Consider the following 14,215-nt stretch of genomic DNA (forward strand, 5'->3'; position numbering starts at 1 on the left):
ACTAATGTCGGATTCTTCTATTTTAAAACGTACCATTGTCAAACACGACATTCCAAGCAACCATTTAGGCGGGAGTCGCCGTGTTCGCGTCTATTTACCACCCGGATATCAAGAGGTGCTCAGCTATCCTGTCGTGTACTGTCAAGACGGCGAAGACTTTTTTAACTTCGGCCGCATTGCAACCCATGCCAACAAGCTCATTATCGAAGATGACATGGAGCCGTTCATTATCGTCGGCGTCGAAGTCGACAAAAAACTGCGCACATCCGAGTATTCTCCGGAAGGGGTGCGATTTGAATCCTATACGCGTGCTTTTGCTGAAGAAATTGTGCCAGCCATCGAGCAGCTCTATCCGGTCCGCACGGATTGGACTGAAGTCATCTTAGCCGGAGATTCGCTAGGAGGGACCGTTTCGTTGCATCTGGCGCTGATGTATCCCGAGCGGTTCCGTCAAGTCATTTCGTTATCTGGCGCCTACTATCCATCTTCACTTGAACTGATGTCGCTTGAGAAAGATTTGTCTTGGCTTCATCTGTTCATGATTGTTGGTTTACAAGAAACGGAGTTCACGACCGACACTGGCACCTACAACTTCGTTGAATTGAACCGCAATGCGAAACAAGTGCTGGAAGCACGCGGCGCCCACATTCAGTATGCAGAACATGAAGGCCAGCACTTATGGGGATTCTGGCAGAAGCATGTGCCTGATGCGCTCCGCTTTTTCCTAGATTAATAAGTTATATGTATCTGCCTTGCACTACTTATGGAAACATATAGCATTGTTCCATACCAATTGAAACAAATGCAGCAGCGGCGTACAAGGACGTATGTCACTGCTGCACCATTACATTCCTCTACATTGTAGTCAGCAAATGTTGTTCTTGTACAATCCGCTCAAGCAGCGTGGAGCAACCCGAAGATACCAAGCGATAAACCTCATCGAAATTTCCTGTATGATACGGATCCGGAACATCTTCTGCGATCTCTTCCGGTAGCAATGACATGAATCTGATCACAGTCGATGTCTTGCTCGACGCCCCTTCCCAGTTCATAACATTGCTTTCGTTACTGCGATCCATGCACACAATATAGGTAAATTGTTGAAAATCATCCGGATGGAGTTGTCTTGCCTTCATTCCACTATAGGAGATTCCTTGATTATCTAATATACTGCGGGTTCCTTCATGCGGCGGTTTCCCGATGTGCCAATCTCCGGTTCCAGCAGAGTCCACTACGAGCTGTTCAGACAACCCCTTGACTTTAATCTTTTGTCGTAATACCGCTTCAGCCATAGGTGAACGGCATATGTTTCCTAGACAGACGAACAACACTTGTACCATCCTTCATCCTCCTTATATCAATATATCTTATAGAGGTTATTCTAAAATCCCTTTTTGAACACGCACCTATACTTTACGGCACGTCAGCTTCCTTTGGCAAATTTCTATTTAAATCGACATCATGTCATTGGTGGTGTTGCAAAAATCCGCTATACTTAATATTGTAATGTAGAAGCGATGTATTGATTATAGTGAACCATTATTTATGCTTTTGAGAAAAGGACGGTTACGAAACATGTTGATACATACACCCGAGCCACGGCCTTCGCATGTCATCATTTATGCCGGGGGGCAATTAGGCGATTCCATGCTAACTCTGCTTGAGACGGCCGATTATGTAATCGGCGCCGATCGGGGCGCGCTGTTTCTCATTCAACATCACATTCAGCCTGACCTGGCGGTAGGCGATTTTGACTCCGTTCAGGAAAATGAGCGCATATGGATTCGAGAACAAAGTCGACAATATATCGATTTTGACGCCGTTGACAAGGATTACACGGACACGGAGCTCGCCTTTAACATTGCGCTTGAGTGGCTTCCCGAGCAAATTACGCTGTGTGGCGTTACCGGAACTCGCCTGGATCATACATTGGCCAATATCCACCTGCTGCGCAAAGCTCTTGACGCCGGAGTAGCCTGCCGAATTGTAGATGACCACAATTTAATTATGATAACTAACTCAGCTCTTACATTGACGCGCCAGCCCTTTCCGTACATCTCTTTATTACCGCTCAGCAGCGTTGTCACCGGCATCACATTGGAAGGCTTCGCATACCCTCTTACAAATGCAACCTTGCAGATCGGCCAATCACTTGGAATAAGCAATGAATTTGTTAATGAAGAAGTTACAATTACCGTTACAGACGGGTATTTGCTCGTCATGTGCAGCCGCGATTAGCTTTCGCGGTTTTTTTAATGGTTACAAATTGTCATTTCTCATCTAACTTTAATGTAATCGCTTACACATTGATTGAGCCTGATTTTATTTTAGGGAGTTAAATTTTAGGGGGTGGGTTTGGTTATATATCCTCTGCTATACTCTGGATGTAATCAAAAACGTATACGGAGGGATTGACACTCATGACAAAATCCACTACTAAACGTTGGACTCGCCTTATTGCGATCATGTCTATCGCCACTCTGCTCAGTGGGGTGAGCGCTTACAATGCTCCCCGTATTGAAGCCGCACCTGCCGCAACGAACACGAACGCATCCTCCTACTGGGATGGATTTGAGCTTTATCCAAATGACGGATACGATAATGGTTCAAACAATACGACAACTACTAATACAGTTGCTGCGAAGATGATTAATCTCGGTGATAATTATTTGGGCGTAAAATATAAATTTGGCGCTTCTACTGAAACGACAAAAGTATTTGATTGCTCGTCCTTTATGCACTTTCTGTACATGAAACAAGGCATTGACTTGCCGCGCGCCTCTTATGAACAGGCTACCGTAGGAAAAAAAGTGCAGCGCAGCGAACTAAAAAAAGGAGATTTGCTCTTTTTTGCAACCGGAAGACGCGGGAAAGGAAAAATTGCCCACGTCGCCATGTATGCCGGAAACGGGAAAATTTTGCATACATTCGGTAAACCCGGTGTCACTTACTCTGATTTGAAGGATTGGGATAATACGTACGTTACGGCACGAAGAATTCTGAACGACGATATTATTGCACGTGCGAAGTCTTCCATGCAGCGTTCCGACACACCTATTAAAGCAAGCTAGATTGTTGCTTCGGGGCTTTCCATGCGATATCCATGCCCCCGCACCGTACGAATGAATTTCCAGCCGTATCCGCGATCAATCTTGCGGCGCAAATAGTTAATATACACTTCAACGATATTGGTTTGCGCGTCAAAGGCCATATGCCACACTTCGCGCAGCAATTCCTCACGAGAACAAATGCGGTTCGTCCGCAATGCCATATATAAGAGCAATTCGTATTCCTTTGGAGTTAAAGGTACGGGTTGCTCTCCCCTGGTTACTCGTTTGCGCTCTATATCAATGGATAGATCACCGATTGCAATGACTTGATTGGTCTCTTGTTTCAGCTCTGTGCTGAAAGCCCGCCCTATGCGTGCATCCCACTCCTCAACCGGGCACGGAAAACGAATAATATCATTATATCCATGCTGTAAAGCAGCATAGATTCCGGCGGGCACTGCATTGGGCACTATCAGAATAACGGCCCCTTTTACATAGTGAACCTCCATCGTGAAGAGCGCTTGAAGCTGCGGAGGAATCTCAAGAAGTCTCTCATCATTATCTGTATACTTATCCAAGCTTAACGCGATCACGACATATTTAAGATGAGAATGGGTTCGAAGTGTCTCCTGCAGCCTTTCACGCAGCGCCTCTTGAATGACAGCCCACTGCCATTCGTCACATAGCAATTGTTCTATCGGCCCGTCCATCCATTGTCGAAACCAAGTCTGAATATGGTTCGTATACGAGTTGCCGGGGTGAACATGAATGAGAATGTAGGATTTAGACATTTGCTGACCTCAGTAAAGGAATTATATAATTTCTCTATATCCTCATTCTGTCCCTAACTCCCCCAACTTAAAGCATCAATCCCCCTATAATCGCACACATGAGCACGACGACCCAAGGCGGGAGCTTCCAAGTTATCAATAATAACGTGCCAATCAAAATGATGGTAAAGTGTACGGGGCCGTGCACAGATGTAATCCATACCGGATTGTACAGCGCGGCCAGCAGCAATCCGACGACGGCGGCATTCACGCCTTTAAGCGCTGCACGAACACCGCGCCACTGCCTCAGGCGATCCAAGTACGGCAGCGTTGCGCCTATTAATAAATACGACGGGAGAAATATAAATAAAGTTGCAATGCTCGCATATCCAATTCCTAGCCAGCCCGGCGCTAATGATGCGCCGATAAAAGCGGCGAAAGTAAATAATGGCCCGGGAACGGCTTGAGCCGCTCCATAGCCCGCCAGAAGGATGGACTCATTAAGCCATCCCGCATGCGCCAATTCTTCTTTGAGCAGCGGCAGCACAACATGACCGCCGCCGAATACTAAGGAGCCTGTGCGGTACATCATGTCGGTCAATTGAGTAATGACTTGGAATGAAGCTGTTTTTAGCCATGGCAATACGAGAAATAGCCCAAAGAATGCGGCAAGCAAAAACAGTGCAGCCGTCCGGTGTAAATGATTGGCAGGCTCAGTCGCTTGCGATGGAGTTGCTGCGATCTCTTGCTGTCCGTTGTCATCATGCTTCCTGAACAGAAGCACTCCAGCGATGAGAGATATCAAGATAATCGCCAGTTGTCCGTACATTCCCGGAACAAACAACGCCCCCGCTGCTGCGGCAATGGCAATCGTGACTCGTGCCGGATCTGGTGTCAGCTGCTTCGACATCCCCCATAGCGCTTGAAAAATAATCGGCACCGCGACCAGCTTCAAGCCTTGAAGCCAGCCCGGCATATCGTCAGGAAGCCAGCCTAGGCCGAGAGCGAATGCAATCAGCAAGCATGCGGAAGGCATAGTAAAGCCGAGCCAAGCCGCAATGCCGCCTAACCAGCCGGCCCGGATCATACCGATGCCAATGCCAAGCTGACTGCTGGAAGGACCCGGCAGCATCTGACACAGCGCATTCAATTCGGCGAATTGATTGTCATTGATCCAACGTAATTGTTCTACATACTTTTTGCGAAAATACCCAATATGCGCGATCGGACCTCCGAAGGACGTCAATCCTAAATGTAATGCTGCCACAAACGTATCCCATACGCGTCTCGATGCACTCGGCATAACAAGCCTCCCATGATGTACAAATTAGTTGCATCGATCCAGCTCTAGACGGAACTTCACTGCCGTTTGCCTTATGTCAGCCCTTTCCACAACCGCATGGATAACCGCGATACCGTCTGCCCCAACCTCTAACACCAGCTCTGCAACATCGTTCACGATAAATGGAACCTACGCTTGACGACAAATCGCCGCAAGATGATGTGCAAGCCGAAGACGTTCCGCCGCCGTCAAGTTGGAGTCAGATGCTTACTCTCTAAATTCATAGCATGTTATTCCGGATGAAAGCAATATCTTTACACAATCTTCAAGCTTGCCATCATGCACATTTTCTGTGAAGTAATCACTACGCCCGCAGCGCTTATCGAATCATACCTTCCAACGGGCTGCTCGCTGTAGCACAGCGTTTCATCGGAATTCGACCCGCTTCATACCCCATTCGACCCGCTTCAATCGCCAGTTTCATCGCCGCGGCCATCTTTACCGGATCGCCTGCTCCTGCTACAGCTGTGTTGAGCAGAACTCCGTCTGCACCCAAGTCCATTGCCTTCGCCGCATCCCCGGGTGTACCGATTCCCGCATCCACGATAACCGGAATTTCAGATTGTTCAATGATGAAAGATAAATGAAGCGAGTTTACCAAGCCAAGACCCGAGCCTATCGGAGAGGCCCCTGGCATAACTGCATGGACGCCTAATTTTTCGAGCCTCTTAGCAAGAATGACATCATCCGAAATATATGGAAGCACAATAAAGTCTTCTTGCAGCAATAGTTCGCAAGCTTTGTAGGTTTCAATTGGATCGGGAAGCAGCGTCTTCCAATCCCCGATTACTTCAACCTTAATCATATCGCATAAGCCAGATGCTTTGGCCAAGCGAGCAATGCGGACCGCTTCTTCTGCGTTCTCGGCCCCGGCTGTATTCGGCAGCAGCGTATACCGATTCAAATCCAACAGTTCGAGAAAGTTCGGTTGTGCCGGATCGTACACGTTCATTCTTCGCACTGCAAATGTTAAAATATTAGCCTCCGACACTTCAACCGCCTTGCGCTGGATGTCGAAATTAGGGTACTTCCCCGTGCCGAGCAGCAAACGGGACTGAAAACGATAGGGACCGATACATAACGATTTCGTTTCATCAGAATTCATCATTATCCCCCTCCTACAAAATGTACGATTTCCACGCGGTCTCCGTTCGCCAAGCCCGTCTTGGCATGGTCCGACTTATGCACGATGCTCTGATTCAACTCCACCACGACGATCCGGTTTTCCATTTGAAGATGAGCGAGCAGATGCTGTACCGTCATTGTCTTCTCAGGCAATTCCATTCCTTCACCATTCACAGTAATCTGCATATGCGTAACGCCTCCTTAACTGAATTCCAAGGCCCGAACCTGGGCGCGTTGCGGAGAAAAATGTGTCATCACCGGCCAAGGCATCTGCTGAACTCCGTCCGTTATCCATTGCGCTAACCCGATCCCAGTCGCTGCGCTGAGCAATATTCCGTTGCGGTAATGTCCTGCAGCAAGCCACAAGCCATCGTATCCTTTCACTGGTCCGATGAAAGGCAGTCCGTCTGTTGTAGCCGGACGCAGACCCGCCCATGCTTGTATCCATTCCGCTTCTGCCAATGCAGGAACAAGACAAGTGGCCTGACTTATAAGCCGCTGTATCGCTCCCACCTTCACGGTCCGGTCATATCGCATCGCGTGAGATGTAGCACCGATATAGATGTTCCCTTCGCTTTTAGGTACGATATAAGTTCCGTTTCCATAAACAACAGACTCCATCTGTAAGGCATGAGAGCGTACGACGGCAAGCTCCCCTTGCACCGGATAAAAAGTAAGATCAACGCCCAAATCTCTCGTCAACATACCGCTTTCCAAGCCGGAACAAATAATGACGGCGCCCGCGTGCCAACTCTGGCCTAACGTTTCCACCCCAATGACTCGGCCGCTCTTGTGTAGAATATGGGTAACTGTCTGGCTTTCCACTATTCTGGCTCCGTAACGCTCCGCACTTCTTGCAAGTGCAAATGTCAATTTCGTTGGTGAGACGTGCCCCTCATCTGTAAGGAAGAAAGCTCCCTGCAGTTCAGAGCTCAACCTCGGTTCCATCTTCATCATTTGTGACGAAGGATGCCATCGGATGCCACCTGAATCGATACCACCTTCATTCGAATATGTATTGGTCTGCTGCAACTCATTCTGAATGTCTTGCACGTCTTCAGCAGAACCGACAGGAATGAACAGTCCTCTCTTGCGAAGCTCAATATCAACGTGCGACTGTTCCCACAGCTCTTCTGCCCATATAGAGAAATAATCTAGGCTTAGACGAGCAAATGATCCGAGGCCCCTATGTTTGAAACGTTCTGCGACAGGTGCCAGCATGCCCGCTGCTGTACATGTCGTGCCAAGCCCAAGACGGCCGCGCTCAAGCAGAGTGACTTGCAGACCTCGCTTGGACAGTTCGTATGCGATAGCACAACCAATGACGCCGCCGCCGACAATAAGCATATCCGTTGTCTGCGACTGGTGAGTGGTATAAGACATTTTTTTCTCCTCCCGCACAATGTAATGGTGGACAAATGTGTATCTCTCTATGACCGAAGCATTGAAGTGCCTTGAACGGCAGCCATTAATGATTCTCTATACCGTCGAGCAGATAGTGCAGGGTGCTCGTCATGCCAGATGCCGGACATGACCGCCACACCAGAAGCACCAGCCGAGATCACCTTTCCGATGTTGTCATAAGTAATTCCTCCGATGGCTACGATGGGAATCGTAATCGCTTGTCTGCAGCGCCTCAGTGCTTCCTCCCCTTTTGGCTCCCGTCCTGGCTTGCATGCTGTTGGGAAGACATGACCATAGATGATATAATCGGCGCCTTGCTGTTCTGCTTGCCTTGCTTCTCGTTCGTCATGCACGGAGACACCCATCAGAAGCTGAGCGAACGCGGCGCGCACCGCATGCGGGGGCAGGCTATGGTATGCCAGCTGTACGCCACGCAAATTCGCAGCGGCAGCCACATCCACGCGGTCGTTGACAATGAGTTTATGCTGAGGAATCCCCGCTTCCCGATACTGCTCTACTGCGTCCCACATCATGCGCGCGGTCCACTGCTTCTGCCTAACATGGATGGCATCGACATAAGGATGTATGTCTACCGCGATCTGGACACATTCCAGAAGGGACTCGCATTCGGGTGTAACCGCATGCAACCACGGGATTATCATAGGAAATTATCCTTTCTTGATCGGATATTGACTGAGCATCGCTAACGTGCTGCAGCATCCATCCGTCACGAGGACAAAATAAAAAGCCACTCTCCCGCAGAGAGTGGCTTTGATTGAAAGTAGGAACCGAGCTAGATGTACCGGTGAAAGGAGAAAGGCGTGCGTGTTCAAGTGCCATGCCAAGCATTCAAAAACAATATATCCTCCAGAGAATGCCGCGAACAAAAAATCGCGGATTGTGCTGCAATAGCACCTCTAGCATATATCTACTGCTGAGCAAGCCAAGACTTACACGATTCTCAAGCCTTATGTAACCAGTCATGAGCAAGGATGACCCAATCAATCCACACTTCCCTACGCTGGTATAACCCAGATCAGGTGTTTAGGGTCCGAAGCCTGCGCTTCATCTCAGCCGAATCACGGCACCCCTAGTGATGGATGCAATATTCATGATGTGCAATGCAACGTTAGTGTAACATGAAACATAACAATTGGAAAGAACTTCTTCCTTTATGTCCTTAATGTGTTCCCGTTACTCCGAAATCATCTGTAGAAGCTCGGTCCGCATGATAGAATAACACGTCTCCGTCAAGAAGGCGGAATGTGATTCCATAAGGATCTGTAAATTCATAGTTAAAACCTTCACGCTTCCATTGATTCGTTAATGGAGCATCAATATATTGCAGGTGCGGAAGATTCAACTCTCCATTCCGGATGGTCTCGATGTTAAAGTTGACTATCAGATAACCGTTCCGTAAGAAGAACGGAGCTTTGTCATCAAAATGAAACTGACGGCTCAGATCATAACCTTCCGGCACGATATATAATTTGGATGGCAAGTTATACTCACCGTACCATTGCTGAATCGACGCGAAGGCTCGTGACGGATTGACTCCTTGCGGAATGGCGAGCGGTCCCAGAAAAGTGCGCAGCTCTTTCGGCAAACCAATCAAATGGTATCCGCCAATATTAGTTTCCTTCTTGGCCCGCTGCACCCATTCCCTAATGAAGACCTGTTGGCTCTTTGTCATCTGACTTCCGTGCAGGTTGTAATAGGCTGCGGCTGTGTCGACAATGGATTGTGCATTCATGTTGCGCAATCGGGCGTCCAGTACAACATTGCGCTTAACGACATCGTGTTGCGACCCAATTTTCACAAATTTCCGCTGTTCCGTATTATAGTAGACGTTCACTTTTTGCCGTTTCTTGCCGTCCTTGTCCACGAAGTAGAAGCTCGGTTGGATTCGAATACTGTCCTGCGGCCCGAACAGATTCCCTTTTGTCTTTAAGTCAAACTTGAAATGGTATCCCGTTTTTATTGCGATATTTTTATAGCCTGAATTTGAATGGCTTCCTTGGCGCACCGGCAGCACGTGCGGAACCCCACTCCCTCTTGGATCCCCATCGGTACCGCGATCCCCTACCCAGTAGTACGCACCCGTATGTTCCTTATTCCCTTTTTGCTTACGAAATACCGCCTGTAGTGATAGGTAAGCGTTTGATGCAATCTCCGGCTTTTCCCCCACTCTGCACCGTACGTGAGTCTTTCAACTCATACGGCGTTCCATCTACTTGCATTGGAACAAGATGGTTCATTCAAGTAGACTTGGGGCTGTTCCTCCATACCCATTACAGATATTTCATCAGTCGTTCCCCTACCCTCACAAGGATAAATACATTTCAGCTTACGCCTTATAGCAACCGTCTAGGGTGACAGCCCTTGTTGCGACGTTCCTTGCTTTCCAAGTACCTTGTAACTTAGCTATCCATGCTGACCTTAGGTGCTGCCTATGAGCCTGTGGGTTGGATACCGCCCTTGTTCGGTATAGCGAATTTCCTAACTGGGATTTGTACTTTTCGCCACCCACGCTAACGTATAGTTAGCCTATATGTTTCCATATAGTCCTCATCTAGACCCGTACATTCAGCAGTTCGTCAGTTCGGTCGGTCCGAACATCCTCACCATAGTCAGTTTTTCAGCCGCCCGGCATATCCGTTGGCATACCTTCTCTAATCAAGTGGCTCTAGCCTTCGTTCTGCCGACTCTACCTGTGCTTCGCACCCTGTAACCTGTCTATTACAGCGCGCGCAGGAGTATTCGCGGGATGGTGTTGGTGTACATGGTTCCCTCATTCCCATCCTCAGTTACAAAGTTAGGTTTGATTACTAAACCCCTGCCTTTCGCTTAAATGCTTCGCTTATAGCAGAACTTGTCGCACCCCAATTGAAATCACTGATATCGGTAATTTTAAAATCATATAGACGACCGATCACTTCGATCGGAATCATGTCCGCAGCTCGATGATGCGCTAGTTCTAGATTCGCATTTCGTTGAGCCGTTACATCAGATGGCGCGTTCTCTGCTGTTGATCGGAATTCAATAGTATAGTCTCCCTCGTCCACCCATACCGGCAGGGAAAAATCCACTCGTTCTTGTGAAACTGGAATACTTATCCATGTGCTTTTCGGAAAGAACTGCGATCGATCCGCACTGTATGCGTCAAATGGGAATTTGACTTCTTTCGAGCGAAAATACTTCTGGAAATCCCGCTCCCCATATCCCGGTATGTCTCGATGTTTTCCAGTTGTCGGCATGTATACTGTGAACGGCCGATCCAAAATGAAAGACGAGCGATTCAGATTTGGTTTCGTTTTTTGATTATGTTCTCTATCATCGGATACCATCGCATATATAACGATTGGTGTATGTATCGTAACCGAATTGATCCCGTTAATCGGAAACTGCTGATTGGATCCGCCATTAACGTTGTTAGGTAAGATGTCGTAATAGATCGTGCCCGTGCTCGACACATCCTTCGCGTTAGCCTTATGACTCTCAATCAGTTGGCGATCCTTATACAACACATTCTCATTGATTAGAAACGGCAGCGGTATCGAGCCTGGCGTGGGGCCACGCTCATCCGTCACATCTCCATTCATTACCGTGTTCCCCTTGAAAATGAGCGAATCGTTGCGTACCTTTACCTTCCCAATTGCTTGCTCCGCTGCAGACTTGAACGCTCCAGAGTAAGTCGGCAAATTCTTCCCTACCGTTTGCGGCGGTAGAGTGATAGAGCGAGGTTGCGGTTCGCCTGCAACCCCTCCATTTCGAGCTACCTCGAAGTCAGGTGGAGTATATCCCGTTGGTTCTAATGTAACGCCACCACTAGGCAGCGCTTCATTTTTCAGCTCGGCTTGACGGATTTTATACACTTCCAAATTGTCAATGACCCAGTATGAATATGGGCGCTTCACCGTGATAGTTTCACTTACCGTTTCTTCCTCTTCCATTTCTTCCAAATTTGTTTTTCCATCAGGCCCTTTAGTGGATTCGGTCCATGTTTTCGTGAACGTCTTCGTAACAGGAACTTCATAGGTGCAAATCCCACTCATTGGAACAAACTTGTTCTGGAACAAATAATTAAGAGCAACTGCATTTGCGTAAAGCGCCTCTGATGTTGGAATGCCCCTAGATACGTCAAAGCGTTCATTTCCTCGGCTGTCCGCCAAAATCTTTGCCGACACATTTGGAACCATCGTTTTCGCCTCTATCGGTGTACCTCGTGTAGGAGCTGTACAACGTCCATTAGGATCGGGCTTCGGATCGGGATCTGGATTTGGGTCTTGTGGAGGACCTCCAAACTCTTTATAAACGGCAACCACATTCGTCCCTCCGAGGCTAACCGTGTAATTCCTTTGTGTCAGTCGCGGATTCGTATCCGGATCGCCGTCCTGCTGGAACCTTTGTTCGTTCGGCTTACGAGCACCTTGTATGTATGATTTATATATTTTGTACTTCTTCCCGTTATGGTCTATTTCTTTCTCAAATGTATGTGAGATAGTCGAGCCGACAGGCCAGTTTAAATGAATTGGCAGACTCTGATTTTCAATCTTTTTACGATTGATTTCCGAGCCATTAGATAATTTAATTATGGAGTATGACGGAAAAAAAGAAGAGTATTTTACTTGAATATCATAAAATTGGCCAAATTCTCTATCGTTCCCCCACCTTTCCGCCTTTTTAATACCCTGTAAGTCATAATATCTTACCCCTGTCGGTATTCCCCAATGTAACACGTCAAAAATAGAGGAAATGTATATCGTGTCACCTTCACGAATTTCTTCTAGACCTGCTTCACCTAATGCTTTAGAGGCAACCTCCTCCGGAACTTTAAATTTTGTTCTTAGCACTCCGTTGCCAAGATCTTTTTCATCGACTTGTTCAAGCCGGTCGATAATGCCCACTGGGCCTTTAGAACGTGGGTCACATTGTGCTTTGCCAGGTTCACATCGAGGCTCCCGATGTATCATAAATCCGGTAGTGCGATACTTGATATTCGTTGCTGCTTTTTGGCTTTCTGTAAAAAAAATAATCTCTCCGTCTTTAACCTCTATCGTATCTTTCGCGAATGTTATAGGTGATAGACAATTAAAAAGAAATAAGATAAGAAATATAAGACCGCACCATTTTTTCATTATAGTGAATCTCACTATTTACTAGCTTTAACAACAGCATTATCTAAAAACAGACTTGGAGTACTTAACATTAAATTAGGTGTATAATGAGCACCATTAATATTTGATCCGAGAGGAATATCAGCATATCCTTCGTACCATACATCTTTTTCATATCTCAGCAACTTTCCATTATTATTCTTCTCTAAATGAAAGCTGCTATCATAAATAAGATCCTTGTACCTATCAAAATTGGTAATACGAAACTTATATTTTGTTCTCATTCTGTAGTGCAAACCATCGTCATAAACAAGGCTTGGTTCAGCTACCAACGAACCTTCTACTTTAATTTTATTTCTCTTTACCCAGTCCACGTATGCTTTCATTTCTCCGTCCCCACCAAGCATATTTTCATAATTCCGAACCTGCTTTGCCCAATTGTAATCAATGTTTTTATAATCCACATTCAAAACTAAACCATAATACTCTTCTATTTTCTCCTTCCAAGCATCTACATTTACTCGATTTATATGTGGCTCACTTAATAATTTCAATGGATTCATAAATTTATCTTCTTCGCCCTTTTCAATATGCAGAGGAACTTCATACATCTCGTTCGGAATATCCTTCAAAATATACGGGAAATCCTTATGATTCTTCGGTAAATTCGTCGTTCGGATTTCGCGGCCGTACTCGTCCAGCTTCACATCCGCTTTCTCAAATCCCGGCGTTTTAACATAAACATAGTAAGCCCCCTTATCGAACTCGACCTCGGTTCCAAACGCTTCGCTGACGAATCGAAGAGGAACGAAGGTGCTGGATCCGATCATCACCATTCGACTGTCAAACGTTGTGGCTTCTCCGTTGATGTACGCGGTCGAATCATTCACCTTCATTTCGATCCGGGCATCTCCTTTTTGAATCATCGCTTTCTTGCTTTTCCCATCCCATTTCACTTTGGCGCCAAGATTTTCAGACACGACACGCAACGGGACCAACGTACGGTTGTTAGCATCCATCATCGGTCGAACTTCTTGGAATGGAATCTTGTTCCCATCTAGTACAATTTCAAGAGCACGTTGGGTAGCATCGTATTTGAGCGCTGATGCAGTCGAAATTAGGCCCGGAAATGAGCCAATAGCCATTGTCCCTGCAATCACGAATGAAACTATCTTTTTCATGTTCGATTCCCTCTCAGTTCTCTCATTTTTTGTCCATCTCAGATCGAATTACCCTTCATACATACACGCTCATCTTCAAGCTATCATCAAGCTGTGAGATGACGTTATATATTGAAGTTTTTGGATTTTCTTATTTTTGTACGCATCTCCCCCTTCCGGCACTTGAATAGTTTAATATCGATATATCACTCTCCAGAATTTACCTTATTTTTTTAATTTGAAACAA

The 14,215-nt window shown here is 46.8% G+C and carries 14 protein-coding genes and 1 riboswitch; of the genes, 3 read left to right on the plus strand and 11 right to left on the minus strand.

Features of this window, described 5'->3' with window-relative positions; translation table 11 throughout:
• Positions 1 to 4: 4 nt before the first annotated feature.
• Positions 5 to 733, plus strand: a complete 729-nt coding sequence (locus M3650_RS15205; RefSeq protein ID WP_251575940.1) for an alpha/beta hydrolase — start codon at positions 5 to 7, stop codon at positions 731 to 733.
• Between the two features lie 121 nt (positions 734 to 854).
• On the opposite strand, the gene M3650_RS15210 is transcribed toward M3650_RS15205, so the two are convergent.
• Positions 855 to 1,340 (minus strand): low molecular weight protein-tyrosine-phosphatase, encoded by a 486-nt coding sequence (locus tag M3650_RS15210; RefSeq protein WP_251575941.1) that lies wholly within the window; start codon positions 1,338 to 1,340, stop codon positions 855 to 857.
• Positions 1,341 to 1,575: 235 nt separating this feature from the next.
• Between M3650_RS15210 and M3650_RS15215 the strand changes: the two genes are divergently transcribed.
• Together M3650_RS15215 and M3650_RS15220 are read left to right on the plus strand one after the other, a co-directional pair.
• A complete protein-coding gene (locus M3650_RS15215) occupies positions 1,576 to 2,238 on the plus strand; it encodes a thiamine diphosphokinase (protein ID WP_251575942.1) in 663 nt (220 codons plus the stop codon).
• Between the two features lie 182 nt (positions 2,239 to 2,420).
• Complete coding sequence (locus tag M3650_RS15220) at positions 2,421 to 3,071, plus strand: C40 family peptidase (protein WP_251575944.1); 651 nt, start codon at positions 2,421 to 2,423, stop codon at positions 3,069 to 3,071.
• Here the strand turns inward: M3650_RS15220 and M3650_RS15225 are convergent.
• The 10 genes from M3650_RS15225 to M3650_RS15265 form a co-directional block, all read right to left on the minus strand.
• Positions 3,068 to 3,841, minus strand: coding sequence for a winged helix-turn-helix domain-containing protein (locus tag M3650_RS15225; RefSeq protein WP_251575945.1), 774 nt, complete (start codon positions 3,839 to 3,841; stop codon positions 3,068 to 3,070). The two genes, M3650_RS15220 and M3650_RS15225, sit on opposite strands and share 4 nt — an antisense overlap.
• 67 nt (positions 3,842 to 3,908) lie before the next feature.
• Positions 3,909 to 5,123: a chromate efflux transporter gene (gene chrA / locus M3650_RS15230; protein ID WP_251575947.1), complete on the minus strand. Its 1,215-nt coding sequence runs from the start codon at positions 5,121 to 5,123 to the stop codon at positions 3,909 to 3,911.
• Between the two features lie 24 nt (positions 5,124 to 5,147).
• Positions 5,148 to 5,279, minus strand: coding sequence for a hypothetical protein (locus tag M3650_RS31990; RefSeq protein ID WP_285848469.1), 132 nt, complete (start codon positions 5,277 to 5,279; stop codon positions 5,148 to 5,150).
• 202 nt (positions 5,280 to 5,481) lie between these two features.
• Positions 5,482 to 6,270 carry a thiazole synthase gene (locus M3650_RS15235; RefSeq protein WP_285848470.1) on the minus strand — a complete coding sequence of 263 codons (789 nt, stop codon included), beginning with the start codon at positions 6,268 to 6,270 and terminating at the stop codon, positions 5,482 to 5,484.
• Positions 6,270 to 6,473 carry a sulfur carrier protein ThiS gene (gene thiS / locus M3650_RS15240; protein ID WP_251575950.1) on the minus strand — a complete coding sequence of 68 codons (204 nt, stop codon included), beginning with the start codon at positions 6,471 to 6,473 and terminating at the stop codon, positions 6,270 to 6,272. Before thiS ends, M3650_RS15235 begins: the two co-directional genes overlap by 1 nt.
• Before the next feature lie 15 nt (positions 6,474 to 6,488).
• Complete coding sequence (thiO, locus tag M3650_RS15245; RefSeq protein ID WP_369011125.1) at positions 6,489 to 7,688, minus strand: glycine oxidase ThiO; 1,200 nt, start codon at positions 7,686 to 7,688, stop codon at positions 6,489 to 6,491.
• Between the two features lie 29 nt (positions 7,689 to 7,717).
• Entirely contained in the window at positions 7,718 to 8,353 is a 636-nt protein-coding gene (locus M3650_RS15250; RefSeq protein ID WP_251575953.1) for a thiamine phosphate synthase, read from the minus strand.
• A 334-nt stretch (positions 8,354 to 8,687) separates the two neighbouring features.
• Positions 8,688 to 8,793: riboswitch (TPP riboswitch) on the minus strand.
• A gap of 78 nt (positions 8,794 to 8,871) precedes the next feature.
• Positions 8,872 to 9,879 carry a hypothetical protein gene (locus M3650_RS15255; RefSeq protein WP_251575954.1) on the minus strand — a complete coding sequence of 336 codons (1,008 nt, stop codon included), beginning with the start codon at positions 9,877 to 9,879 and terminating at the stop codon, positions 8,872 to 8,874.
• Positions 9,880 to 10,519: 640 nt separating this feature from the next.
• Entirely contained in the window at positions 10,520 to 12,598 is a 2,079-nt protein-coding gene (locus M3650_RS15260; protein WP_251575956.1) for a DUF5704 domain-containing protein, read from the minus strand.
• Positions 12,599 to 12,843: 245 nt separating this feature from the next.
• Entirely contained in the window at positions 12,844 to 13,989 is a 1,146-nt protein-coding gene (locus M3650_RS15265; protein ID WP_251575957.1) for a copper amine oxidase N-terminal domain-containing protein, read from the minus strand.
• Positions 13,990 to 14,215 lie beyond the last annotated feature (226 nt).

This window comes from Paenibacillus sp. MER TA 81-3 (genome assembly GCF_023713585.1).
In the GTDB taxonomy this organism is placed as follows: Bacteria; Bacillota; Bacilli; order Paenibacillales; family Paenibacillaceae; genus Paenibacillus_B; species Paenibacillus_B profundus.